The 23,281-nt window shown below is 63.5% G+C and carries 27 protein-coding genes; 8 read left to right on the top strand and 19 right to left on the bottom strand.

The genetic code is table 11. From position 1 onward, the window contains the following. Positions 1–25 precede the first annotated feature (25 nt). From IVB07_RS33875 to IVB07_RS33890, 4 genes are all read left to right on the top strand, one after another. Positions 26–397 (top strand): DUF883 family protein, encoded by a 372-nt coding sequence (locus IVB07_RS33875; RefSeq protein WP_026232783.1) that lies wholly within the window; start codon positions 26–28, stop codon positions 395–397. Positions 398–473: 76 nt separating this feature from the next. After that, positions 474–929, top strand: coding sequence for a hypothetical protein (locus IVB07_RS33880; protein WP_018454658.1), 456 nt, complete (start codon positions 474–476; stop codon positions 927–929). A 176-nt stretch (positions 930–1,105) separates the two neighbouring features. Next, complete coding sequence (locus IVB07_RS33885) at positions 1,106–2,248, top strand: OpgC domain-containing protein (RefSeq protein ID WP_018454659.1); 1,143 nt, start codon at positions 1,106–1,108, stop codon at positions 2,246–2,248. A 67-nt stretch (positions 2,249–2,315) separates the two neighbouring features. Further along, the gene (locus IVB07_RS33890) at positions 2,316–2,945 is read left to right on the top strand and encodes a TetR/AcrR family transcriptional regulator (protein WP_026232784.1); all 630 of its coding nucleotides are present in this window, start codon (positions 2,316–2,318) and stop codon (positions 2,943–2,945) included. A gap of 7 nt (positions 2,946–2,952) precedes the next feature. Here the strand turns inward: IVB07_RS33890 and IVB07_RS33895 are convergent, their stop codons facing one another. The 15 genes from IVB07_RS33895 to urtA form a co-directional block, all read right to left on the bottom strand. After that, positions 2,953–4,611 carry an HWE histidine kinase domain-containing protein gene (locus IVB07_RS33895; protein ID WP_018454661.1) on the bottom strand — a complete coding sequence of 553 codons (1,659 nt, stop codon included), beginning with the start codon at positions 4,609–4,611 and terminating at the stop codon, positions 2,953–2,955. 296 nt (positions 4,612–4,907) lie between these two features. Beyond that, positions 4,908–5,531: an urease accessory protein UreG gene (ureG, locus tag IVB07_RS33900; RefSeq protein ID WP_026232785.1), complete on the bottom strand. Its 624-nt coding sequence runs from the start codon at positions 5,529–5,531 to the stop codon at positions 4,908–4,910. 158 nt (positions 5,532–5,689) lie between these two features. Then, positions 5,690–6,418 carry an urease accessory protein UreF gene (locus tag IVB07_RS33905; protein ID WP_018454663.1) on the bottom strand — a complete coding sequence of 243 codons (729 nt, stop codon included), beginning with the start codon at positions 6,416–6,418 and terminating at the stop codon, positions 5,690–5,692. Next, a complete protein-coding gene (locus IVB07_RS33910) occupies positions 6,399–7,016 on the bottom strand; it encodes an urease accessory protein UreE (RefSeq protein ID WP_018454664.1) in 618 nt (205 codons plus the stop codon). Before IVB07_RS33910 ends, IVB07_RS33905 begins: the two co-directional genes overlap by 20 nt. A gap of 14 nt (positions 7,017–7,030) precedes the next feature. After that, positions 7,031–7,330 carry a putative quinol monooxygenase gene (locus tag IVB07_RS33915; protein ID WP_007599815.1) on the bottom strand — a complete coding sequence of 100 codons (300 nt, stop codon included), beginning with the start codon at positions 7,328–7,330 and terminating at the stop codon, positions 7,031–7,033. Positions 7,331–7,472: 142 nt separating this feature from the next. Then, positions 7,473–9,188, bottom strand: a complete 1,716-nt coding sequence (ureC, locus tag IVB07_RS33920; protein WP_018454665.1) for an urease subunit alpha — start codon at positions 9,186–9,188, stop codon at positions 7,473–7,475. Between the two features lie 37 nt (positions 9,189–9,225). Further along, positions 9,226–9,765 (bottom strand): HD domain-containing protein, encoded by a 540-nt coding sequence (locus IVB07_RS33925; RefSeq protein WP_026232787.1) that lies wholly within the window; start codon positions 9,763–9,765, stop codon positions 9,226–9,228. A 57-nt stretch (positions 9,766–9,822) separates the two neighbouring features. Next, the gene (locus tag IVB07_RS33930) at positions 9,823–10,128 is read right to left on the bottom strand and encodes an urease subunit beta (protein ID WP_007599812.1); all 306 of its coding nucleotides are present in this window, start codon (positions 10,126–10,128) and stop codon (positions 9,823–9,825) included. Between the two features lie 9 nt (positions 10,129–10,137). Then, positions 10,138–10,440, bottom strand: a complete 303-nt coding sequence (locus IVB07_RS33935; RefSeq protein ID WP_018454667.1) for an urease subunit gamma — start codon at positions 10,438–10,440, stop codon at positions 10,138–10,140. Between the two features lie 24 nt (positions 10,441–10,464). Beyond that, positions 10,465–11,295 carry an urease accessory protein UreD gene (locus tag IVB07_RS33940; RefSeq protein ID WP_247364118.1) on the bottom strand — a complete coding sequence of 277 codons (831 nt, stop codon included), beginning with the start codon at positions 11,293–11,295 and terminating at the stop codon, positions 10,465–10,467. A 30-nt stretch (positions 11,296–11,325) separates the two neighbouring features. Next, positions 11,326–12,021, bottom strand: a complete 696-nt coding sequence (gene urtE / locus IVB07_RS33945) for an urea ABC transporter ATP-binding subunit UrtE (protein ID WP_007599806.1) — start codon at positions 12,019–12,021, stop codon at positions 11,326–11,328. A gap of 3 nt (positions 12,022–12,024) precedes the next feature. Continuing rightward, positions 12,025–12,786 (bottom strand): urea ABC transporter ATP-binding protein UrtD, encoded by a 762-nt coding sequence (gene urtD, locus IVB07_RS33950; protein WP_018454669.1) that lies wholly within the window; start codon positions 12,784–12,786, stop codon positions 12,025–12,027. Further along, entirely contained in the window at positions 12,783–13,961 is a 1,179-nt protein-coding gene (urtC, locus tag IVB07_RS33955) for an urea ABC transporter permease subunit UrtC (protein ID WP_026232788.1), read from the bottom strand. The genes urtD and urtC overlap by 4 nt, the downstream gene beginning before the upstream one ends. Next, on the bottom strand, positions 13,958–15,565 hold the full coding sequence (urtB, locus tag IVB07_RS33960) for an urea ABC transporter permease subunit UrtB (protein WP_018454671.1): 1,608 nt from the start codon (positions 15,563–15,565) through the stop codon (positions 13,958–13,960). The genes urtC and urtB overlap by 4 nt, the downstream gene beginning before the upstream one ends. Positions 15,566–15,649: 84 nt before the next feature. Then, positions 15,650–16,972, bottom strand: coding sequence for an urea ABC transporter substrate-binding protein (gene urtA / locus IVB07_RS33965; protein WP_026232789.1), 1,323 nt, complete (start codon positions 16,970–16,972; stop codon positions 15,650–15,652). A gap of 479 nt (positions 16,973–17,451) precedes the next feature. Between urtA and IVB07_RS33970 the strand changes: the two genes are divergently transcribed. From IVB07_RS33970 to IVB07_RS33980, 3 genes are all read left to right on the top strand, one after another. After that, complete coding sequence (locus tag IVB07_RS33970; protein ID WP_051112971.1) at positions 17,452–18,993, top strand: DEAD/DEAH box helicase; 1,542 nt, start codon at positions 17,452–17,454, stop codon at positions 18,991–18,993. A gap of 23 nt (positions 18,994–19,016) precedes the next feature. Then, positions 19,017–19,304, top strand: a complete 288-nt coding sequence (infA, locus tag IVB07_RS33975) for a translation initiation factor IF-1 (protein WP_007599789.1) — start codon at positions 19,017–19,019, stop codon at positions 19,302–19,304. A gap of 269 nt (positions 19,305–19,573) precedes the next feature. Then, complete coding sequence (locus tag IVB07_RS33980) at positions 19,574–19,786, top strand: cold-shock protein (RefSeq protein ID WP_007599788.1); 213 nt, start codon at positions 19,574–19,576, stop codon at positions 19,784–19,786. 101 nt (positions 19,787–19,887) lie between these two features. Here the strand turns inward: IVB07_RS33980 and IVB07_RS33985 are convergent, their stop codons facing one another. From IVB07_RS33985 to IVB07_RS34000, 4 genes are all read right to left on the bottom strand, one after another. Continuing rightward, complete coding sequence (locus IVB07_RS33985; protein WP_039799130.1) at positions 19,888–20,508, bottom strand: TadE/TadG family type IV pilus assembly protein; 621 nt, start codon at positions 20,506–20,508, stop codon at positions 19,888–19,890. A gap of 23 nt (positions 20,509–20,531) precedes the next feature. Next, a complete protein-coding gene (locus tag IVB07_RS33990; RefSeq protein ID WP_026232791.1) occupies positions 20,532–21,104 on the bottom strand; it encodes a TadE/TadG family type IV pilus assembly protein in 573 nt (190 codons plus the stop codon). 270 nt (positions 21,105–21,374) lie between these two features. Further along, entirely contained in the window at positions 21,375–21,869 is a 495-nt protein-coding gene (locus IVB07_RS33995) for a pilus assembly protein N-terminal domain-containing protein (RefSeq protein WP_018454676.1), read from the bottom strand. Positions 21,870–22,021: 152 nt separating this feature from the next. Continuing rightward, the gene (locus IVB07_RS34000; RefSeq protein WP_018454677.1) at positions 22,022–22,849 is read right to left on the bottom strand and encodes a sterol desaturase family protein; all 828 of its coding nucleotides are present in this window, start codon (positions 22,847–22,849) and stop codon (positions 22,022–22,024) included. Between the two features lie 261 nt (positions 22,850–23,110). On the opposite strand from IVB07_RS34000, the gene IVB07_RS34005 reads away from it, so the two are divergent. Further along, positions 23,111–23,275 (top strand): Flp family type IVb pilin, encoded by a 165-nt coding sequence (locus IVB07_RS34005; protein WP_007599783.1) that lies wholly within the window; start codon positions 23,111–23,113, stop codon positions 23,273–23,275. Positions 23,276–23,281 lie beyond the last annotated feature (6 nt).

Genomic DNA, 23,281 nt, shown 5'->3' on the forward strand with positions numbered 1-23,281 from the left:
AACCGTCAACAGCCCGGAGCCCCTGATGTCCACCACCAATGCCGAAGCCGGGATGAGAGACTGGACCGACAAAGCCACCAGAGAACGCCTCGAGAAGGATGTAGCAGCCGTGAAAAGCGATATCGCCGCCCTCACTGATCAGATCACCGACGCGCTCAATACTTTTGCCAACTCCTCCAGCAAGCAAGCCCGCCGCGGCTATAGCCAAGCGCGCGAAAACGTGGATTCCGCGATCGACGACATGTCGGAACGCGGCAGCGCGATGATGGGCGCGGCACAGGAGGCCTACGGCTCGATCGAGGAGACGCTGGAGGACGCGATCACGCAGCGGCCGCTCGCGACCGTCGGGCTTGCGCTCGGCATCGGCTTCCTGATCGGCGCGGTCTGGCGTCGCTGAGATCGCGAACGGGTATCGAGACGGTGGCGCAGCGGCGCCGCCGGTGCCGGCTTGTGGGGATCTGAGGAGCAAGACCATGTTTCAGCGCATCATCGACGGGATCAGCGCATCCACCGGCACCACTGTGCGGCTGACCTCGCTGGCAGCAGGCGCGGCGTTCGCACTCTTCATCACCACGTGCTTCCTGTGCGCGGCGGCATTCATTTCGGTGCTCAACAAATATGGTCCGGTGCAGGCCTGCCTCGCCGGTGCGGGCATTTTCTTTCTGCTGACCCTCACCGCGGCGGTGAGCTATTGGGTCTACAAACGGCAGCTGCGCAAGCAAGCTCATATCGCGGCCGAGCGCGCCACGAAATCGGCGGCCTCGAGCATGCTCGCGGACCCCATGCTGCTCGCCACCGGTCTCCAGATCGTTCGCGCCATCGGGATCAAGCGGCTGTTGCCGATCCTGGCGATCGGCGGCGTCGCCCTCGGACTCATGGCGAGCCGCGCCGGCGTACCCGACGAGGCCTCGGCTGAGCCTGCCGAGTAGCAGCTACCGGGTTAGAAAATTTCGTCACGGGTCCCGCGAACGCGCCTATCCAATCGGCACCGGCGGCCCCGCGCCAATTTCGCGCCGTTTGCCTGCGCCATCACGCAAACGCTACTCGGATAGGCAGGCGGTTGCCGCTAAAAGCAGCGCCCCTGATTCCAAAAGCCATTTTTTCGATGAAACCGTCCGTCCAGGCGAACCTCGCCGCATTTCAACACGACCCCCGGCTCTATTTGACGCTCGGTATCGCCAACTGGTCGGTTTTCGTCGACCACATCCCGAACAACGTCGTCAATTTGCTGACGCTGCGCAATTTCGGCTTCAGCGGCGCCGCAGACTTGTTCGTGTTCGTGGCCGGCTATGGCATGGCCATCATTCACGGCAAGATCGCCCTGGAGCGCGGCTACGTCGTCGCGGCGACGCGCATCTTCCAGCGCATGTGGCGGCTCTACGCCGCCTATGTCGTCCTGTTCGTGATCTACATCGACGCCATCGCCTATGTCGCCTCGCAATCGATGGCGCCCGAGATCATCAACGAATACAACATCTCGGGCATCATCGAGCATCCGCTGCGGATCCTGATACGCGGACTGGTGCTTCAGGAAGAGCCGCTGAACCTCGATCTTCTTCAGCTGATGATCCCGCTGATGGCCCTCCTTCCACTCGCGCTGTGGGGGCTGTTGCGGCGTCCGAACCTGACGCTGGCGGCGTCGGTCGCGCTGTACGTTGCGGCGCGCTGGTTCGGCTGGAATTTCCGGGTTTATCCGGACCAGGAGTGGACCTTCAACCCGTTCTGCTGGCAGATGCTGATGGTGCTGGGCGGCTGGTTTGCCGTGACCGGCACGTCGGGCCGCGCGCTGCATGGCCTGTCCTGGCTGCGCGTGCTCGCAGGCGCCTATCTCGTATTCGCGATGGCAATCACGCTGATGCGACACTCGCCGACGCTAGCGGCCTATTTGCCGGATATCGCGCTCAACACCATCACGCCGACCGACAAGGAAGACCTCGCCCCCTATCGCGTGGTCCACTTCCTCGCGCTCGCTTTCCTCGCGACATATTTCGTCCCGGCCGATCATCCCGGCCTGCGACTGAAGCCGCTTCAGGCGGTGATCAGATGCGGCGAGGAATGGCTCGCGGTGTTCTGCGTCGGCGTGTTCCTGTCGTTTGCCGGCCATCTCATCCTGATCACCGGCGCCAATTTGGTGGTGATGCAGATTGCCGTGAGCCTGGCCGGCTTCGCGGCGATGGCCGCGGTCGCATATTACATCGCCTGGTCGAAGCGGCAGGACCTGCCCGCGGCCTTGCGGCAACAGGCCTAACCCGGCACCTTCCGATTCCCCTAGGCCGGCCATTACGGCTGGGCTATGCGGAGCGGCAGCGGATTGCATGGGGAGGCCGGGCGTGGTGATGGCGAATGGCGGGGATGAGGGAGCCGACGGCGCGCCCCGGCGCGGCCGGCCAAGGTCGATCGAGACCACCAACGCCATTCTCCAAAGCGCCTATGCGCTGATGGCCACTACCGGCCTTGCCGCCACCACCATTGACGCGATCGCGCGCCACTCCAGCGTCTCCAAGATGACGATCTACAAATGGTGGCCGTCGCGCGAAGCCTTGCTGATCGACGCCTTTCTTCACCATGCCGCGCAGATGCTGCCGCTGCCGCATGCAAGCTCGGGCAGCCCCGCCGCGCGCGCACGCCGCCATGCCGCCGCCTATGCCGAAGCCCTCCAGGGCGAGTTCGGCAAGGTCCAGCTCGCCGTCATCTCCGAATGCATCTCCAAGACCGGCTCGGCGGAGCTGTTCTACGCCCGCTACCTGCAATTCCGCCGCGACGCGCTGATCGAGATGATCGCCGCGGGCCAGAACGACGGCAGCATTCTGGCGGAAGCACCGCCCCAGGATCTCTACGACGCGATCTATGGCAGCCTGTTCTACCGCTACGTCTTCGGCATCGCGCCGATCACGCCGGCCTACGCGCGGACCCTGGTTGACCTCGTGCTGCGGCCGAAGAGCTAGCCTCGAATTACCGCGCAGGCCGGATCGGTGCTGACAGCTTGTCGGTGCGGTCGCGCTCGGTCATGTCCTCGACCGTCTCCATCGGCGCGGTCAGCTCGTAGACATAGGAGACATCGGTGAAATAGCGCTTGGCGGTGCCGCCGAGCGCCTCGGGCGCGACGCGGTCGAGCAGGATCAGGCCGAAGTCGGAATCGGGGCGGCGCGTCGCTTCGCTGGTGTTGAACTCCTCCCAGCGGAAATAGAAGACCTCGCCGGACCCCTCGTTCGTCACCGTCCAATTGGCAGTGATGTGCGGATGCTTGCCGACAAGCGACAGGCCCTCGTCGGAGTGCGAGGCGAGCTCGAAGAACAGCAGCGACAGACTCTGCGCCGCGCGCGCGCTGACTGCGATATCAGGACCGGTGACGGCAATGCGGTCGGCATGCGGGATGGCGCGCGCCTCGAACAGGCCCTTCAGCTTGACACCCTGCCACTGGCTCTCGCTGAGCAGCGAGACGACGTTGGACATGGCGTGGATGCGGCCGATCAGGAGCTCGCGCGCGACATCGATGTCGGAGCCATGGCGCAGCGTGCGGGTCACGATCGACTGGATCACCGCCAGGATGTTTTTGACCCGATGGTTGAGCTCGTCGATGACAGCCGTCAGCCGGCGCTCGAAGCCGATTCTGACCTGGATTTCCCGGCTGAGCCGCAAATTGTTGTAGGCGACATAGCCGAACAGGCCGCACACCATCGCGGTGATCGCAAGGCCGATCGCCGCCACGATGATCGCAGTCTGCTCGGCGCGGCGCGCCGAATTGGTCTTGGCGTAATAGCCGAGCTGCCAGTCGCGACCACCGAAGCTCACCGTGCGCGTCGCCGACGGCGCCGGCCCATCGGCCGCTGTCGGGCGGGCCGAGACCACGCCTTGATCGTTGGCGACCAACTCGCCACCCTCCCGGCGCGGATCCTTCAGCGCAACCGCGAACAACGACATGTCGTCGTTGGTCAGCATCAGGGAAGAGAGCTCATAGGAAAATGTGATGAAGCCCGCCGGCTCCGTCGCGCCCTCCGGGATGACGGGAGCCGCCACAATGATGCCGATCGACCCGTCGCCACGCAGGAGGGCAACCGGTTCTGAGGCAACCGACCTCTTCTCCACTCTGGCGCGCGCCAGCATGGCGCCGCGCACCTGATCCTGGTCGTAACTGCGGCCGGGCAGCCCCTTGGTCTCGTTGCTGCGCGGCTCGAGATCCATCAGCACATCGATCGGCTGGGTGACACCTGCCGGATCGATCGGCTTGTCCTCATAGCTGCGGATTCGCGGATTGGGGAAGCCGGCGCTCGCGATCGCGGCTTGTGCTGCGGCAAGCTCGTTCGGCTTCAGGCGGGCGACCCAGCCCGCCACCACGAAATCGGTCTTGAAGGCGTAGATGGCCGAGCGCAGCGGCTCGAGCATGTTGGGCTTGAGCACCGACGGCGCCCGGAACAGGCCGGAGGCAACCCGCGCGAGCAGTTCGCGCTCGGTGAGCCGGTCCTGGACCAGGCTCGCATGGACATCGATCGCGCGCGCCAGCGCGATCCGGTCCAGCGCCAGCTCCTGGTCGTGGACGCGATAAGCCGCAAGCCCGGAGAGCAAGGCCCCGAGAAGAGCAATGAAGCCGATGATGAAACCCAGCCGGACCACGCGACTACTCAGGCGAAAGCAGGAGGTCGGCAATAAATACGGAGCATATGGACGCCGCTCGAACGGGCACGTGCCGAAACAGGGTGAACCCCAATCGCCGAGATAATGAAGGAGGAGGCATCGGTACGCAACTTGGTCGCCTGAGAAGCTTAAATCGGCCCGCCGATGGTCCGGCCGAGTTGGATTTGCTCCGGGCACCGGAGGTAATCAATTGCCGTGACCGAAATTTGTTCCGCGGACACGGCTCTGCCCACGGTGTTAACGGGGGAAACGCCTGCGTTAGGTCGTCGCGCCGGTCAGCCGGCCCGTTTCAAGCCGCCTTTGGCCTCAATGAAGCCGATGATGCGGTCCAGCCCCTGGCTCTTTTTCAGGTTGGTCATGACGAACGGCCGCTCGCCGCGCATCCGCCTGGCGTCCGTCTCCATCTTTTCCAGGGAGGCGCCGACATGGGGCGCCAAGTCGATCTTGTTGATGACAAGGAGGTCGGACCGGGTGATGCCGGGGCCGCCCTTGGACGGGATCTTGTCGCCGGCCGCCACGTCGATGACGTAAATGGTGAGATCGGCGAGCTCCGGGGAAAAAGTGGCAGCGAGGTTATCACCGCCGGATTCGATCAGCACGAGATCGAGTCCGGGAAACTTGGCGCGCATATCCGCCACCGCGGCGAGATTCATCGAGGCGTCCTCGCGGATCGCGGTGTGCGGGCAGCCGCCGGTCTCGACCCCGGCAATGCGATCCGGCGTCAGCGAGCCCGAGCGTACCAGGAATTCCGCATCCCATTTGGTGTAGATGTCGTTGGTGATCGCGGCGATGTCGTAGCGCTCGCGCATGGTCTTGCAGAGCAGGTCCATCAGCGCAGTCTTGCCCGATCCGACCGGACCGCCGATGCCGACACGCAAGGGGCCGTGAGATGTAGCCATTGCTTTTTTTCCTATCGTCGTCCTGGCGAAAGCCAGGACCCGTTACCACTGAATCCGATTGTCACGGCACGCTGCAGCCACATCTGTGCATAACCACGCGCACCCGTGGTTATGGGTCCTGGCTTTCGCCAGGACGACAGTGAAAGCGACGAACCCGCTCAAGATCTGAACAGCCGCGTATATTGCGTCTCGTGCCGCACGCTGGCGAGGTCGGCGCGGAACGTCGCGCCGCCGACATCGTCCAATGTCGCATTCAGCGCACGATTCGCCGTCGCGGCAACCGCGGCTTCCAGCCTCACCAGCACGCGCTGGCTGTCGGTCTGGCCGAGCGGAATGAGCCGGCTGGCCGCGGAAATCCAGTTCGAGACCAGCGCATGCAGGAAGGCGTGCAGCGTCGGCGCCAGCGGCACGCCGTGCATCGCAGCGACCACGCCAACGGCAACGGGATAGACCAGTGGCGTACGGCATGCCGCAACCATCGCATCCAGCCCGTCTGCATCCCACGCGGCGCGGGCGATGTCGATGAAGGCACGGCCCTGCGATGTCGTCTCCAGCTGCCGCTCGCGCGACGGCACGAAGGCCGCGGCGAGCTCGGCGATATCGCCCAAGGTGTCGCCCTCGCCCGCTTCAGTGGCGCGATAGGCGTGGACCAGAAACGTCGCATCGCAGAAGCCAGAGCCATCGCGAAGCATCGCATCGAGCCAGTCCGCCAGCGACGCGGTGTCGTTGATGTCACCGGCTTCGACCGCCCATTCGATGCCGCTGGAGTAGGAAAAGCCCCCGACGGGAAACGCCGGCGACAGCCAGGTCATCAACCGGTACAGCGCCGCCGCCTCGCACTCCGCGAGGTCGCGGGCCGCGACCGGCTCATTTGTGGTCATGAGCATGCTTGTGGCCGTGGTGATGGTCCGGGTGATCGCAATGCTCGTCGTGGTGGTGATGGTGATCGTGACCGTCGCCATGTGCGGCATGATCATGATGGTGATCATGACCGTGATGATCATCGTGGCCGTGATCGTGATGCGCGTGGTCGTCGTGTCCATGCGCATGTCCGGCATCCGCATAGGCGCCGCCTTCGGGATCGAACGGCGCCTCGATCTCGATCACGCGCGCGCCGAGGCCCTTCACCATGGCTTCGATGACGTGGTCGCGGCGGATGCGCAGGCTCTTGGCCATGATCTGCGTCGGCAGATGGCGATTGCCGAGATGCCAGCCGACACGAATAAGGTGGTGCGGATCGTGGCCGCGGATCTCGAGCAGCGGCTCGGGCGCAGCGACCACCTCGACCAGCCGGCCGTCCTCCAACACCAGCGCATCGCCGCCGCGCAGCGCGACGGCATTCTCCAGGTCGAGCAGGAACTCGAGTCCCCGCGTCCCCGTCATTGCCATGCGGCGGCGGTGCCGATCGTCGAAATCGAGCACGACCGTATCCGCCGGCGCTTCCGCGAAGCGGTGTTGTCCCCTGACCTGCGTCGCCCGGATCATCCGCGTTTACCCCGTTACCGTGTCTCGACCTTCTCGGGCGTGATCACTTCGATCTTCGGCGGCGCCGTAAAACACTTCACCGCGACGCGGCCGAACGTCTTCATGTGCTCCATGGCGCGATGCGGCACCAGCGCCTCGGCATTCTCCCACTGCTCGACGAACACCATCTTGGCGGGATCGGTGACGCTCTCATGCAGATCATAGGCGATATTGCCGGGCTCTTTCCGCGTCTCCTTGATGCAGGCGGTGGCGGCTGCAATGAATTCGGCGCGCGTTTCAGGCTTGATGGTCAAGGTGGCGACGACGTAGATCACGAGAAATCCTCCCGGCTTTTCTTCTGGGCTTCAGATACCGGGCGGGACCTTAGACCAGGCGGGATCGAACGCAAAACCCGGAAAAGCCGCTCCCGGATATGCGACCAGGACATGGTCCTGGGACATGCGTTGAGGCGCTATTTCAGTACATGAAATATCGCTGCGCCATCGGCAGCACCTCGGCGGGGGCGCAGGTCAAAAGCTCGCCGTCGGCGCGGACCTCATAGGTCTCAGGATCGACCTCGATATTGGGCGTGGCGTCGTTGTGGATCATGCTTTTCTTCGAGATTTTTCCGCGGGTGTTCTGGACCGCATAGAGCTTCTTGTCGATGCCGAGCTTACGCGCGAGGCCGCCGGTGATGGCGGCCTTCGAGGTGAACACCACCGAGGACGCGGTGCGCGCCTTGCCGAAGGCGCCGAACATCGGCTGATAATGCACCGGCTGCGGGGTCGGGATCGAGGCGTTGGGATCGCCCATGGGAGCGGCGACGATCATGCCGCCCTTGACGACGCAATCCGGCTTGACGCCGAAGAAGGCCGGCGACCACAGCACGAGATCGGCGAGCTTGCCCTTCTCCACCGAGCCGATCAGCTTCGAAACGCCATGGGCGATCGCGGGATTGATCGTGTATTTGGCGATGTAGCGCTTGACGCGGAAATTGTCGTTGTCCTTGCCCTTGTCCTGCGGCAGCGAACCGCGCTGCTTCTTCATCTTGTCGGCGGTCTGCCAGGTCCGGATGATGACCTCGCCGAGGCGGCCCATGGCCTGGGAGTCCGAGGAGATCATCGAGAGCGCGCCGAGATCATGCAGGATGTCCTCGGCCGCGATGGTCTCCTTGCGAATGCGGCTTTCGGCGAACGCCAGGTCTTCCGCGATCGAGGGATCGAGGTGGTGGCACACCATCAGCATGTCCAGATGCTCGTCGATGGTGTTGCGCGTGAAGGGCCGCGTCGGGTTGGTCGAGGACGGCAGCACGTTCTTCAGCCCTGCGACCTTGATGATATCGGGGGCGTGACCGCCGCCGGCGCCCTCGGTGTGGAAGGCGTGGATGGTGCGGCCTTTGAACGCCTTGATCGTATCCTCGACGAAGCCGGATTCGTTGAGCGTGTCGGTGTGGATCATCACCTGGATGTCGTAGTCGTCGGCGACCGACAGGCAATTGTCGATCGCGGCAGGCGTGGTGCCCCAGTCTTCGTGCAGCTTCAGCGCACAGGCGCCGGCCTTGATCATCTCGACCAGCGCGGCGGGCCGCGAGGCGTTGCCCTTGCCGGAGACGCCGAGATTGACCGGGAATGCGTCGAACGATTGGATCATCCGCCCCATGTGCCACGGCCCCGGCGTGCAGGTGGTGGCGAACGTGCCGTGCGAGGGGCCGGTGCCGCCCCCTAGCATCGAGGTGACGCCCGACATCAGCGCGTGCTCGATCTGCTGCGGACAGATGAAATGGATGTGGCTGTCGAAGCCGCCCGCGGTGAGGATCTTGCCTTCACCCGCGATCACGTCCGTGCCGGGGCCGATGATGATGGTGACACCGGGCTGGATGTCGGGATTGCCGGCCTTGCCGATGCCGGCGATCATGCCGTCCTTGATCGCGACGTCGGCCTTCACGATGCCCCAGTGATCGACGATCAGCGCATTGGTGATGACTGTGTCGGCCGCGCCCTGCCTGTTGGTGACCTGCGACTGGCCCATGCCGTCGCGGATCACCTTGCCGCCGCCGAACTTCACTTCCTCGCCGTAGCTGGTGAAGTCCTTCTCGACCTCGATGATGAGATCCGTGTCGGCCAGCCGCACCTTGTCGCCGGTGGTCGGGCCGAACATGTCGGCATAGACGGAACGCTTTATTTTGACGGACATCACAAGCCCCGTTTGCGTTTGAATTCTGGATCGGTGCTCACAGAGAGGTTCTCGCTGTGAGCACCATGTCGTCGAAGGTCGTATCGAGCCAAGAGTTACCGCCGCGGCAACCAGCGACAACCTGTTCGGCCCAGTCGGTATAATCGACGAGATCGTCACGTTCCTCGGCCGTCGGATCCGAATGTACGCGCGCGCCGATATTGCTGATCTTGTCGGCGATCTTGATCAGCCTGGCGCCAGCCGATTTTTTCGGTGCGTCGAGCACCTGACGCCGCCGCCGCTCCGGCTTCGACAGGCTCATATCGTCGGTGCACTCGTCGACAAGCGACGCGACACGGTCGGAGAATTTTTGCGCGAGCTCCTCGCGCGTGGTGTCGGTGTCCTCGATCGCATCATGCAGCCAGCCGGCTGCAACCAGTTCGGCGTCGGCGCCGTCGGTCGCGGTCGCAAGCAGGTTCGCGACCTCGGCGAGGTGGTTGATGTAAGGCTCATGACCGCGGCCCTTGCGCGCCATGCCGTTGTGACGGCGCGCGGCGAGTTCGGCGGCTTCGGAGACGAGGCGGACAGGTGACAGCATGGCAAAGTCCTCCGTTTTCGCCTCAACCATGCCGCGCCACGCTCGTTCCTGTGGAATTCACAGCTTCCCCATCACGTCGCCGCGGAAGCCGTAGATGGTCTTCTTGCCGGCCACCGCGACGAGTTGGACGTCGCGGGTCTGGCCGGGCTCGAAGCGGACCGCGGTGCCGGCGGCGATGTCGAGGCGCATGCCGCGGGCCTTCTTGCGGTCGAACTTCAGGGCCGGGTTGGTCTCGAAGAAATGGTAGTGCGAGCCGACCTGGATCGGGCGGTCGCCGGTGTTGGCGACCGTCAGCGTCACCGTCTTGCGGCCGGCGTTGAGCTCGATCTCGCCGTCCTGGATGAAGAGTTCGCCGGGGATCATGCTTCGCTCCTACCTGATCGGCTCGTGCACAGTGACGAGCTTGGTCCCGTCCGGAAACGTCGCCTCGACCTGGATGTCGTGGATCATCTCGGGAATGCCCGGCATCACCTGGTCGCGGGTGAGAACCTGCGCACCCGATTGCATCAACTCGGCGACGGTGCGGCCATCCCGCGCGCCTTCGAGGATGAAATCGGAGATGAGCGCGATCGCCTCCGGATGGTTGAGCTTGACGCCGCGATCCAGCCGGCGGCGGGCCACGATCGCCGCCATCGAGATCAGAAGCTTGTCCTTTTCGCGAGGAGACAGGTTCATACGAAATCTCTTCCGTTCACTTCGTCAATTCAACCAGAGCCGCGGCAGCGCCGCGCCGGTGCGCGCCAGCACGGTCATCATGTCTGCGCGCAGACGCGCCGCATCTTGGGCACAGAACCGCGCCATTGCAAAGCCATTCCAGGCGGATATCCCGACCTCGCTGGCGAAGGATTCCGAGGCCTCGCGGATGCGCTCGATCAGGGCCTCGTCGCCGGGCACGATCAGCGCCGTGCCAATCGCAGCGCCGCCCCTGGCCACCGCCGATCGCGCAAGCTTTGCGCCAATATTGCCGTCGAGCCTGACGGTCTCGGCGAACACTAGCTTGCCGCCGCGACGCAGCCGCCAGCGATCGACGAACTCACCCTGCTCCATCCGTTCGCCCATCGCGGTACGGCCGAACACCACGATCTCGCACAGCAGGAGCGAGGCAGTCGCATCGAGGTCTATGTCGAAGCGACGACGCACGCGCGCGCGGTCGAACAGGATCGTCTCCTGCGGCAGCCAGCCGAGATGTGCGCCTGCGGCAACGTTCAGTGCGATATTGAGCTCCGCCGCCTGACCGGGCGCGCGATAGACCTTTTCCGCGGCCGCCGTCGTCAGCGTCAGCTTCGAACCATCTGCGGCAGCGATCTCGATGTCGAAGCGATCGCCGCCGGCGACACCACCGGCCGTGTTGACGAACACGCCGGAGAGCCCCTCGTCCTCCGGCGAAGGGAAGCGCACGCGCAGGGAGCCGGACTCATGCAATATCCCGCGACGTGTCACACCGTCGCGCGCGTGGACGTCGAAGCGCACCGCGCCGCGGGCACGGTTGGCGTCGAACACCGAAGATGCCGCTAGAACGTCGCTGCGCATCCGCCCCCCAGCCGGTCGCGGCAGAATGGCCTACAGCGCCATCTGGCGGCTGATTTCGCTCGCGTCGAGATTGGAGCGGTCGCAGGTGAACTTCACCGCGCCGCGATCCATCACCGCAAAACTGTCGCCGAGTTCGCAGGCAAAGTCGAGATATTGTTCGACCAGCACGATGGCGATGTTGCCGAGATTGCGCAGGTACGAGATGGCACGGCCGATGTCCTTGATGATCGAGGGCTGGATGCCCTCGGTCGGCTCGTCGAGCAGCAGCAGCTTCGGCCGCATCACCAGCGCGCGCCCGATCGCGAGCTGTTGCTGCTGGCCGCCGGAGAGATCGCCGCCACGCCGTCCGAGCATGGATTGCAGCACCGGAAACAGGGAGTACACGTCGTCCGGAATGTGCTTGTCCTCGCGCCTGAGCGGCCCGAAGCCGGTCTTGAGATTCTCCTCGACCGTCAGAAGCGGAAATATCTCGCGCCCCTGCGGCACGAAGCCGATACCCTTGCGCGCGCGCTCATAGGGTTTCAGGCCCGTGATATCGTTGCCGTCGAGCACGATGGCGCCCGAGGAGATCGGGTACTGCCCGACCATGGCACGCAGGAGCGAGGTCTTGCCGACGCCGTTGCGCCCGAGCACGCAGGTGACCTTGCCGGGCTCGGCCGCAATCGACACGCCGCGTAGTGCCTGCGCCGCGCCGTAGAACAGGTTGATGTCCTTGACCTCAAGCATCGCTCAGCGCCCCAGATAAACTTCGATGACCCGCTCGTTGGACGAGACCTGGTCGATGGTGCCTTCCGCGAGCACGGTACCCTCGTGCAAGCAAGTGACCTTGACGCCGAGCTCGCGCACGAATGTCATGTCGTGCTCGACCACCATCACGGTGTGGGTCTTGTTGATTTCCTTGAGCAGCTCGGCGGTGAGATGCGTCTCGACGTCGGTCATGCCGGCGACGGGCTCGTCGACGAGCAGTAGTTTCGGATCCTGGGCGAGCAGCATGCCGATCTCGAGCCACTGCTTCTGGCCGTGGCTGAGGCTGCCGGCGAGACGGTTGCGGGCATCGGTGAGGCGGATCGTCTCCAGCACCTTGTCGATCTGCTCGGCCTCCGCCCGGCTGCCGCGCCAGAACAGCGTACCCTTGACGCTGTGGTCGACATTGAGCGCGAGCAGCAAATTGTCCTGCACGGTCTGGCTCTCGAACACGGTCGGCTTCTGGAATTTACGGCCGATGCCGAGCTCGGCGATGCGGGTCTCGTCCAGTCGCGTCAGATCGGTGACTCCGTCGAACAGCACGGTGCCTTCGTCGGGCTTGGTCTTTCCGGTGATGATGTCCATCATCGTGGTCTTGCCGGCGCCGTTCGGGCCGATGATGGCGCGCATCTCGCCGGGCTCGAGCGTCAACGAGAGGTTGTTGATGGCGTGGAAGCCGTCGAACGAGACGTGCACACCGTCGAGATACAGCATTGCGGAGGTCGCGCGGGTGTCCATGACGTTCATTGCGCCTCCTCCGCCATTTTGGGTTGGGTGACGCCGTCTTCGGCCGCGGCGCTCGCAATGGTCGCGGCGTCGCGCCTTTCCTTCGACGAGTCCCACCAGGCGTTGAAAGTGCCGACGATGCCCTTAGGCAGCAGCAACGTTACCAGGATGAACATGGCACCCAGCATGAACAGCCAGTAGGGCGCGAGCATGCCGGAGGTGAAGAACGTCTTTGCGTAGTTGACGACGACGGCGCCGAGCGCGGCGCCGACCAGCGTACCGCGGCCGCCGACCGCGACCCAGATCACGGCCTCGATCGAATTGCCCGGCGCGAATTCGCTCGGGTTGATGATGCCGACCTGCGGCACATAGAGCGCGCCGGCGACGCCGGCCATGCAGGCCGACACTGTGAACACGAACAGCTTGTAGGATTCGACCCGGTAGCCGAGGAAGCGCGTGCGCGATTCCGCATCGCGCACGGCGATCAGCACCTTGCCGAGCTTGGACGAGACGATGGCGCGGCAGATCAGAAAGCCGGCGATCAGCGCCAGGCAGCTCAGCGCGAACAGCGCAGCACGCGTGCCCTCGGCCTGCACGTTGAAGCCCAAGATGTCCTTGAAGTCGGTCATGCCGTTGTTGCCGCCGAAGCCGAAATCGTTGCGGAAAAAGGCGAGCAGCAGTGCATAGGTCATCGCCTGGGTGATGATTGACAGATACACGCCAGTGACGCGCGAGCGGAAGGCGAGCCAGCCGAAGGAAAAGGCGAGCAGGCCCGGCACGATCAGCACCATCAGCGCGGCAAACCAGAACATGTCAAAGCCGTACCAGTACCAGGGCAGCTTCGAATAGTTCAGGAACACCATGAAGTCCGGCAGAATCGGATTGCCGTAGACGCCGCGGCTGCCGATCTGCCGCATCAGGTACATGCCCATCGCGTAGCCGCCGAGCGCGAAGAAGGCACCGTGACCGAGCGAGAGGATGCCGCAATAGCCCCAGATCAGGTCGATCGAGAGCGCCAGGATCGCGTAGCAGACATATTTGCCCCAGAGCGCGACGAGATAGGTCGGCACTTGCAGGAACGAACCTGCGGGCAGCAGCAGGTTGGAGAGCGGGATGAGGATGCCGCAGGCCACGACGATGGCAAGGAAGATGGTCGCGCCGCGGTCCAGCGATCGCGTCAGCATGTGAGGGGTCATGCTTCCACCGCGCGGCCCTTGAGCGCGAACAGGCCGCGCGGCCGTTTTTGAATGAACAGGATGATGAGAACGAGGATGGCGATCTTGCCGAGCACGGCGCCGGCGACCGGCTCCAGGAATTTGTTGGCGATGCCGAGCGTGAAGGCGCCGACCAGCGTGCCCCAGAGATTGCCGACGCCACCGAACACCACGACCATGAAGCTGTCGATGATGTAGCTCTGGCCGAGATTGGGGCTGACATTGTCGATCTGCGACAGCGCCACGCCGGCGATGCCCGCAATGCCCGAGCCGAGACCAAAAGTCAGCGCGTCGACCCGCGAAGTGGCGATGCCCATCGAAGCCGCCATGCGCCGGTTCTGTGTCACCGCGCGCATCTCGAGCCCGAGTGCCGTGTAGCGCAGCATCGCGAGCAGAATGACGAACACCGCGAGCGTGAAGACAAGGATCCAGAGCCGGTTATAGGTGACCGTGATCTGGCCGATCTCAAACGCGCCGCTCATCCAGGAGGGGTTGCCGACCTCGCGGTTGGTCGGGCCGAACATGGTGCGCACGGCCTGCTGCAGCACCAGCGACAGGCCCCAGGTCGCCAGCAGCGTCTCCAGCGGACGGCCATAGAGAAAGCGGATGATGCTGCGCTCGATCACGACGCCGAGCGCGCCGGCCACCAGGAAGGCGAGCGGCACGGCGATCAGCAGCGAATAGTCGAACAGGACGGGATAGCGGGTACGGATCACCTCCTGCACCACGAAGGTGGTGTAGGCCCCGATCATCACCATCTCGCCATGGGCCATGTTGATGACGCCCATCACGCCGAACGTGATGGCAAGCCCGATCGCAGCAAGCAGCAGCACCGAACCGAGCGAGAGGCCGTACCAGGCATTCTGCACCATCGACCAGACCGCGAGCGAACTCTGGATCGAGCCGATTGCGCTCGCGGCAGCCTTGGTCACCGAGGCCGGCTGGTCGCCCATGCCGGTCAGCAGCGCCATCGCCTCCTGGTCGCCGCGCGCCTTGATGGTGGCAACGGCTTCGAGCTTCTCGAGCTCGGTGGCATCCGGCTTGAACAACAGGATCGCCGCGCGGGCGTCGCCCAGCGCAGCCTTGACGGATCGGTTGGTTTCCTTGGCGAGCGCGCCATCGACCGCTTCGAGCGACGTCTCCTCATGCGACTTGAAGACGGATTGCGCGGCCTGGAGCCGCGCTCCGATGTCGGGTGACTGCAGCGTCAGGCTGCCGATCGCCGCATCGACGCTGCGGCGAAGGCGGTTGTTGAGGCGGACCGCGCTCGCACTGTCGGGCACGCTGGCCACGGCCTGACCGGTCGTGGCATCGATCGACTTGCCGTCGGTGCCGCTGACGTAAACCTTCTTGCTATCAGGGTCGGCCATGAGCCGGCCGTCCTGGAGCGCGCTGATGATCGGAAAGGCCAGCGTATTGCCGCTGCTTGCGACCACGCCGATCGCCTCCTCCGTGTCGGAATAATCGTCGTTGGCGAATTTGGCGACCGCATCCTCGAACGGGCCGGCCAAGGCCGGCAGTGCGAACGCGATCAGGAAGAACGAGAGCAGGAGCGAACAGAGGCGGGCGGACAAATTGGCTGGCACTGTGAAAGACCCCGGCAGAAAAGGGTGGAGAAGGCGGCGGGATCGCCGCCTTCTCCGATCGTGCAATGGAGCGTCAGATCCGGATCAGGAGCCCGAACCGAGGCACTTGTTGGTTTTGGTGTTGAAGTTACCGCACTTCTTGCCGACCCAGTCGCCGACCAGGTCCTTGGAGCCGTCGAGCTCCTTCGACCAGGCGTCGCCCGCGACAAGACCCGGGGTCTTCCACACCACGTCGAACTGGCCGTTGGCTTTGATTTCGCCAATGAACACCGGCTTGGTGATGTGATGGTTCGGAAGCATCTTGGAGGTGCCGCCGGTCAGGTTCTTGGCTTCGATGCCGGGGAGCGCATCGATCACCTTGTCCGGATCGGTCGACTTCACCTTCTCGACCGCCTTGATCCACATGTCGAAGCCGATCACGTGCGCTTCCATCGGATCGTTGGTCACGCGCTTCGGATTCTTGGTGTAGGTCTGCCACGCCTTGATGAACTTCTCGTTCTCCGGCGACTTGATCGACTGGAAATAGTTCCAGGCGGCGAGATGGCCGAGCAGCGGCTTGGTGTCGATGCCGGCGAGTTCTTCCTCACCCACCGAGAACGCGACGACCGGGATGTCCTTCGCCTTGATGCCCTGGTTGCCGAGCTCCTTGTAGAAAGGAACGTTGGCGTCGCCGTTGATGGTCGAGACCACAGCGGTCTTCTTGCCGGCCGAGCCGAACTTCTTGATGTCGGCCACGATCGTCTGCCAGTCGGAATGACCGAACGGCGTGTAGTTGATCATGATGTCTTCCTGGGCGACACCCTTGGACTTCAGATAGGCTTCCAGGATCTTGTTGGTGGTGCGCGGATAGACGTAGTCGGTGCCCGCGAGCACCCAGCGCTTCACCTTCTCGTCCTTCATCAGATAGTCGACGGCGGGGATTGCCTGCTGGTTCGGCGCGGCGCCGGTGTAGAACACGTTGCGCTCGCTCTCCTCGCCCTCGTACTGCACGGGGTAGAACAGGATGCTGTTCAGCTCCTTGAACACCGGGAGCACCGACTTGCGCGACACCGAGGTCCAGCAGCCGAACACGACCGAGACCTTGTCCTTGGTGATCAGCTCGCGCGCCTTCTCGGCGAACAGCGGCCAGTTCGAAGCGGGATCGACGACCACGGCTTCGAGCTTCTTGCCGTTGACGCCGCCCTTCTTGTTCTGCTCGTCGATCAGGAAGAGGATGGTGTCCTTCAGCGTGGTTTCGCTGATGGCCATGGTGCCGGAGAGGGAGTGAAGCACGCCGACCTTGATGGTGTCGTCCGCGGCTTTCGCACCAGAAATGGAAGCCAGACCAAGCATCAGTCCGGCGGTCGCGGCGAGAACGCCACGGCGGCTAAATGGCGCCGCTATATCGTGAGTGGATTTGCTATGCATGAGTGTCTCATCTCCCTGACGCAGACGTGAAAAACGCTGCGAAACGGCCCCAACGGCCGCCTGCGATTAACGGATTCGCAAGAACTGTGCCATGGATTAGACACCCTTCAAGCGATTGTTTTTGCTGGTGAAATTGACAGAAAACGAAGTATCGCACAGGCCGCGCCGCCTAAACATTGAGCAACTCTAATGTATGCGAATGCGGCAGGCAGGTTATTTTCTGAGCAAATTTGTCACTCTGGCTAAATTTCCGGCATAACTATTTCTGCACCGCGATCGCCGTTTCTGTGGGGCGTGCCTTGAAAGCGCCGCCTCAATGTTCCATATGAGGTCGAGGTCTCTTGCGAATCAGGAGACCGTTGCGAGCCGCGTGTTCTTAAGCCCTTACGGGCGTCTGGCTTGCCCCATCCCATCAAGCCATCCGACACCCCAAACACGCAGGTGTCCCACTCGACACCCTTTTGCGCGCGCCGCGCCGAATGCGCCGGGCGCCCGCTTTTGACATGGAAAGAACCCATCTTTTGACTTCGTTTCAGGATTTCGGCCTCGCCGAGCCCATCGCCCGTGCTCTCACCGAAGAGAACTACGTCACCCCCACCCCCATCCAAGCCCAGACAATTCCGACCGCGCTGACCGGCCGCGACGTCGTCGGCATCGCCCAAACCGGAACCGGCAAGACCGCGTCCTTCGCGCTGCCGATCCTGCACCGCCTGCTCGAGAATCGCATCAAGCCGCAGCCGAAGACGACCCGCGTCCTGGTGCTGTCGCCGACCCGCGAACTGTCCGGCCAGATCCTCGACAGTTTCAACGCCTATGGCCGTCACATCCGCCTGTCCTCGACGCTCGCCATCGGCGGCGTGCCGATGGGCCGTCAGGTCCGCTCGCTGATGCAGGGCGTCGAGGTGCTGGTCGCCACCCCCGGTCGTTTGCTCGACCTCGTGCAGAGCAACGGACTGAAGCTTGGCAGCGTCGAATTCCTCGTGCTCGACGAGGCGGACCGCATGCTCGACATGGGCTTCATCAACGACATCCGCAAAATCGTCGCCAAGCTGCCGATCAAGCGGCAGACGCTGTTCTTCTCGGCCACCATGCCGAAGGACATCGCCGAGCTGGCCGACGCCATGCTGCGCGACCCCGCCCGCGTCGCGGTGACCCCGGTCTCCTCGACCGTGGAGCGCATCCAGCAGCGCATCATCCAGGTCGACTTCTCCGCCAAGCCGGCGTTCCTCGCCCAGCTGTTGAAGCAGGAGCAGGTCAACCGCGCGCTGGTTTTCACCCGCACCAAACACGGCGCGGACAAGGTGGTGAAGACGCTCGAGAAGGCCGGCATCCCCGCCAGCGCCATCCACGGCAACAAGTCGCAGAACCACCGCGAACGGACACTCGCTCTGTTCCGCACCGGCGAGATCCGTACCCTGGTCGCCACCGATATCGCCGCCCGCGGCATCGATGTCGACGGCATCACCCACGTCATCAATTTCGATCTGCCCAACGTGCCGGAGACCTATGTGCACCGCATCGGGCGCACCGCGCGCGCGGGTGCCGAGGGCACCGCGATCTCGCTGGTCGCAGGCGGCGAGGAACTCGCCTATCTCCGCGACATCGAGCGGCTGATCAAAGTGGCGCTGCCGCGTGAGGATCGCCGCACCGACGCCGGCCGCCGCGATGCGGGCCCTCCCCCGCAGCAGCAACGACAGGGTCGGCCGGGCCGCCCGGGCCAGCGTCCGCAAGGCGCAAGGCATGGTGAGGGACGCCACGCTGACGGTCGCCGTGCCGACGAAAGGCATGCGGACGGGCGCCACCACAGTGCCGCCAAGCAGGGCGACGGAAGGCCCGGCAGTGGCCCGAAGGCAGCTCCTCGCAGCCGCTCCGGAGGCAAGGCGCATTCTTCGCCAAACGCCCGTCCGGAACAGCGTTCCGCGCATAGCGCCGGGGCGTCTGATGGGATACAAGGCGTTGCCTTTTTGCGCCGCGAGAGTCGGCCGAACGGCCAACCGAACCGCAAACCCCATTCGCACTAGCCGTCCACGACCTGGAGAAATTCATGGCTAAGGAAGAGCTGATCCAGTTCGAAGGACTGGTCACCGAAATCCTCCCCGACGCGCGCTACCGCGTGCAGCTCGACGCCGGACACGAGATCGTCGCCTACACCGCCGGCAAGATGAAGAAGAACCGCATCAAGACTCTGGCGGGCGACCGCGTGACGGTAGAGATGTCGCCCTATGACCTCGAAAAGGGCCGGCTGATTTTCCGCCACAAGGACGAACGTCCGAGCGGGATGGGCGGACCTCCGCGTCCCGGACAGCGCGGCGGCCAGTTCCGCCGCCGCTAGCGGGGGCCCAGCGCGCGAGCGCGGACCTGTAATTCCGACGTGTATGCTGATCCGCCGTGACCATCACGGCGGATCAAAAAATCGTGCACGTCAGCATTGTTTTGGGTGTCTGTTTCCAATAAAATGACTTAATCGATTTTCGGCCGGACGACATTAGCATCCACCGGTACAGCCGGTTCAGACACGCTGACGACCCTTCCAAAAATTCGATCTAACCTGTCCGCGCAAGCGGGCTCTGACATTGTGTTATCTGAGAAGGGACTACCCCCATGAGCATGGGAACCGTGAAGTGGTTTAACGCGACCAAAGGCTTCGGCTTCATCCAGCCCGACGATGGCGGCCAGGACGTGTTCGTTCACATCAGCGCTGTGGAGCGTGCAGGCCTCGGCACGCTGCGCGAAGGTCAGAAGATCTCCTACGAGATCGTCGCCGACCGCCGTTCCGGCAAGTCGGCAGCCGACAACCTCCGCTCCGCCGGCTGAGCCTACCGCTTACGGGCCCCGATCGGCTCGAGCGAACCAATCAATGAAAAGGCCGGGCGCGATGCCCGGCCTTTTTTTATTCCAGGATCTGCTCTCGTATTTCAGCACGGCGACTTTACACCCGTGTAAGGAACGCAGGTGACCTGGCGCGGCCGCGTGTAGGAGACATCGCTCAGCGTGATGCCCGTCTTCAGGACGAATTTGACAGAAGGCGTGTAGACGTAACTCGCCTGACTGAAGATAAGGTAGGTCGACGCGATCAAGAGCGATGGCGGAATCATCGAGGTGACCGTGGTGCCAGCTACCAGAGTCGGGGGCGGAGCCGTCAGCGTGGCCTGCGTCGCACCGTTGGCAATGGTGGCGGACTTGCTCCATTGAATCTTGGCGACCTTGCTTGAGTCGATATAGATCTGAAGGACCGTGCCGTTCACGAGCGTAGCGTCGTACGGCATGATCATCGATATGCTTGCCGTGAACGTGTCCTGCATGTCGCCATCGTCGACCGATGTCGACTGCGACGTCAAATCGGACAGAGTCCGTGCAATCATTGTGACTTTGCGATTGATCGCCACGGCCGATGAAAATTCGACGGTCCCGAAGAACATCACCAGCATCAGCGGCACGATGACCGCGAACTCGGTCGCCGCGATCGCACGCGTGTCGGCGACGAAGTCGCGCACGGAGTTACGGGCATTCCTCCAGATATTCGCAATCGCCTGCATCTGTCCGCTCGGATCCATCTGTCTCAGAAGGGTTCATTCTTGAAGGCCGCGGTCGCAATCAGCAGCCGCTTGTTGTTGCAGCCCATGTTGAAGCCAAGGCCAGTGACGAAGAGCGGCCACTGATAGAACAGCCGCACCACGACGACCTGGTTGGCGGCCCCGGCACTGTACTGCACGCCGGTTGGATTGAAGCTGCAGGAATCACCATAATTGGTGAGGCTCAGCGCTCCGAACGAGTTTGTACTCACGACGTCGACGTAGAGCTTGGTGCAATCAAACAGCGCCGGGATCTGGCTGCAGACGTAAGCCTTGAACGTCGTTTGCGAGCAGGGTGTGCTGACGCCGGAGACCGCGCAGGCCGTGAGCGTGCCGGATTGCGCCTGCCCGGTCAGCAACACGCGCGCAGAATTTTGCGAGGCACTCTCGAGCACCTGGCTCGCCAGGAACATCAGCGCCGACTCGATGATGGCGAACAGCAACGCAAAGAACATCGGCGCAACGAGCGCGAACTCGACGGCTGCGGAGCCGCGGCGGCTGCCACGAAACCGGCGCAACGTGGCGAGGAGCCTGAATCTCGTAGGTGCAGGCGAAGGCATCAACTTCCCCAGCAGCAGCAATCATCTGCCATGTTCAATAGCGGAAACTGATTGTTTAAGTGTTTCAGGCGATCCGCACCCGGCGGCCCGGGCCGTTAAGAGCGCGTTAACCGCGAACGACCCGGACCAGGGAGACGAGGACACGGAAAGAGAAACTCGCGCGCGTGCGGCGGGCGGGGACGATCCTTGCCCCCAAATCCGCCAATCAAACTTGCTGGTTGGTCTTACTTGGTTCGTCTTACTTGGTTCGTCTTGCTCAGTTCGCCTTAGTCAGTTCGTCTTGGCGCCCGCACCGGCACTGCCGCTCGCCGAGCTGCTCAACGAACCGGCCTGGCTCATCGTGCTGTTGAAGTAGGTGTCGCTGTCGCCGAGCGTCACGCGGCGCTGGCAAAGCGGCGCGCAGCTGTAGGACTCGCGTTCGATCCCGCGATAGACGGTAACGAGCCGGTCGCTCGGACCTTCGACCTGGACCTGGCGGTCGACCAGGATCTCGCCGCCGCGGTCGAGCGCGATGAAATTGGTGGCGCCATAGCCCTTTCCGGTGACGACGATCATGCCGCCGGGCTGGAGCGTGACGTCGGCGATCAGGGGATTGCCGACCACGATGGTTGCCACCTTGCCAGGCAGCCGCACCAGCTTGGCCTGGTCGACATTGACGGCGATGGTATCGGCGGACTCGGCAATGACGGCAGCCGGCGATGCCAGCACCGCTGTCGCAACCAGAAGACAGACGCGCGCATGACGGCGCAGCAGTTGTTTACGCATACTCTTACCCCCGGGACGTCACAAACCGGCAGAAGCGATCAGATAACAGCCGAGCCGGTGCCCGACCCGGCTAACCTGCCCTCAATTCGTGAACGTTCCGCAAACTCTCGGACTATTGTTTGAACGGACTGGCGTTCGCGGCTCTCGAGAACCTAGCGGCGGAACGGATAGGCAAGCTGCCCTCCGATTTCCTTCGGCATGGTGGCTTCATCCTTGCCGTAATCCTGCGGCAGTTGCCCCTCGGGCATGCGGAAAGTGCCGAACAGCAAGTCCCAGATCGGGAACGTGCCGGCAAAATTGGTGTCGCCGCCCTCTGCTAGCGCGGTGTGGTGCCAACGGTGGAACACCGGCGTCGCCAACACATATTTGAACGGCCCGAAGGTCCAGTTCAGGTTGGCGTGCACGAAGGCCGAATGGAAGGTCGTGAACGGGGCGAGCCAGACCATGGCGTTCGGCGAAATGCCGGCCATCAGCAGCACGACGTCGACCGCGATGGTACCGAGCACGAGATTGACGGGATGGAAGCGTGCCGCAGAAATCCAGCTGATCTCCTCCGAGGAGTGGTGGATCGCGTGGTACTTCCAGAACCCACCGCCGTGGAACAACCGGTGCAGCCAGTACAGCATGAAATCGGACAGCACCAGGAACAGCATGGCCTGGACCCAGAGCGGCAATAGCGCCAGCGAGCCGTGGCCATTGTCGTAGAAGGCGATGAGCCCGTCGGCATCATGGATGTTGAAGACGAAGCTCGCACCGACGATCAGAAGGCCGATCCGCATGACACGTGCGAACACCGGAACGATAAACCAGTAGCAGATGTCCGTGACGATCTCCCGCTTGCGCCACCACGGCACGCCGGGATTGCAGGCCCAGACATGCTCGAGCACGGTGAAGACCACCGCGAGCGCGAAGGTCGCGGGGATCACCTTCGCGATGGTCTCGCCAAGCATCAGGGCGATTTCCATGGGCAGGCTCGACATTGTCGCCTCTCTTGCGAATTGCTGGTCCCGCCTACGCGTACTCCCCCAAATTTAAGGGAGGGTGAAGCCGGTGCTGCGCTTGCTGCACATCCGGAACCGGAACGAATTGCAGCTGGCTGCCTTAAGGCGAAATTCACTCTGGCCAGCGGCAAGCGCGTTTGCCCGATCGAATTAACTCTCCCGAAAGAGCTCGGATCTCATGGTCGTTGCGTCAAGCACACCGCCGAACGAGGCGATCCCACCCCAGATGGAGTTTTGTTCATGAAGAACCTGATTGCGCGTTTCGCGAAAGATGAATCCGGCGCCACCGCCATCGAATACGGTCTGATTGCCGCCGGCATCGCGCTGGCCATCATCACCGTCGTCAACAATCTCGGCACCACGCTGAACGCCAAGTTCACCTCGATCAGCAGCTCGCTGAAGTAGGCGATC

Origin of the sequence: Bradyrhizobium sp. 172 (assembly GCF_023101065.1) — a bacterium.
Lineage (GTDB): Bacteria > Pseudomonadota > Alphaproteobacteria > Rhizobiales > Xanthobacteraceae > Bradyrhizobium > Bradyrhizobium canariense_D.

Coding starts and splice junctions, on each gene's coding strand:
- IVB07_RS33875 (WP_026232783.1), top strand. CDS start 26: ATGTCCACCACCAATGCCGAAGCCGGGATGAGAGACTGGACCGACAAA.
- IVB07_RS33880 (WP_018454658.1), top strand. CDS start 474: ATGTTTCAGCGCATCATCGACGGGATCAGCGCATCCACCGGCACCACT.
- IVB07_RS33885 (WP_018454659.1), top strand. CDS start 1,106: ATGAAACCGTCCGTCCAGGCGAACCTCGCCGCATTTCAACACGACCCC.
- IVB07_RS33890 (WP_026232784.1), top strand. CDS start 2,316: ATGGGGAGGCCGGGCGTGGTGATGGCGAATGGCGGGGATGAGGGAGCC.
- ureG (WP_026232785.1), bottom strand. CDS start 5,531: ATGGCTACATCTCACGGCCCCTTGCGTGTCGGCATCGGCGGTCCGGTC.
- IVB07_RS33905 (WP_018454663.1), bottom strand. CDS start 6,418: ATGCTCATGACCACAAATGAGCCGGTCGCGGCCCGCGACCTCGCGGAG.
- IVB07_RS33910 (WP_018454664.1), bottom strand. CDS start 7,016: ATGATCCGGGCGACGCAGGTCAGGGGACAACACCGCTTCGCGGAAGCG.
- ureC (WP_018454665.1), bottom strand. CDS start 9,188: ATGTCCGTCAAAATAAAGCGTTCCGTCTATGCCGACATGTTCGGCCCG.
- IVB07_RS33925 (WP_026232787.1), bottom strand. CDS start 9,765: ATGCTGTCACCTGTCCGCCTCGTCTCCGAAGCCGCCGAACTCGCCGCG.
- IVB07_RS33930 (WP_007599812.1), bottom strand. CDS start 10,128: ATGATCCCCGGCGAACTCTTCATCCAGGACGGCGAGATCGAGCTCAAC.
- IVB07_RS33935 (WP_018454667.1), bottom strand. CDS start 10,440: ATGAACCTGTCTCCTCGCGAAAAGGACAAGCTTCTGATCTCGATGGCG.
- IVB07_RS33940 (WP_247364118.1), bottom strand. CDS start 11,295: ATGCGCAGCGACGTTCTAGCGGCATCTTCGGTGTTCGACGCCAACCGT.
- urtE (WP_007599806.1), bottom strand. CDS start 12,021: ATGCTTGAGGTCAAGGACATCAACCTGTTCTACGGCGCGGCGCAGGCA.
- urtD (WP_018454669.1), bottom strand. CDS start 12,786: ATGAACGTCATGGACACCCGCGCGACCTCCGCAATGCTGTATCTCGAC.
- urtC (WP_026232788.1), bottom strand. CDS start 13,961: ATGACCCCTCACATGCTGACGCGATCGCTGGACCGCGGCGCGACCATC.
- urtA (WP_026232789.1), bottom strand. CDS start 16,972: ATGCATAGCAAATCCACTCACGATATAGCGGCGCCATTTAGCCGCCGT.
- IVB07_RS33970 (WP_051112971.1), top strand. CDS start 17,452: ATGCGCCGGGCGCCCGCTTTTGACATGGAAAGAACCCATCTTTTGACT.
- infA (WP_007599789.1), top strand. CDS start 19,017: ATGGCTAAGGAAGAGCTGATCCAGTTCGAAGGACTGGTCACCGAAATC.
- IVB07_RS33980 (WP_007599788.1), top strand. CDS start 19,574: ATGAGCATGGGAACCGTGAAGTGGTTTAACGCGACCAAAGGCTTCGGC.
- IVB07_RS33985 (WP_039799130.1), bottom strand. CDS start 20,508: ATGCAGGCGATTGCGAATATCTGGAGGAATGCCCGTAACTCCGTGCGC.
- IVB07_RS33990 (WP_026232791.1), bottom strand. CDS start 21,104: ATGCCTTCGCCTGCACCTACGAGATTCAGGCTCCTCGCCACGTTGCGC.
- IVB07_RS33995 (WP_018454676.1), bottom strand. CDS start 21,869: ATGCGTAAACAACTGCTGCGCCGTCATGCGCGCGTCTGTCTTCTGGTT.
- IVB07_RS34000 (WP_018454677.1), bottom strand. CDS start 22,849: ATGTCGAGCCTGCCCATGGAAATCGCCCTGATGCTTGGCGAGACCATC.
- IVB07_RS34005 (WP_007599783.1), top strand. CDS start 23,111: ATGAAGAACCTGATTGCGCGTTTCGCGAAAGATGAATCCGGCGCCACC.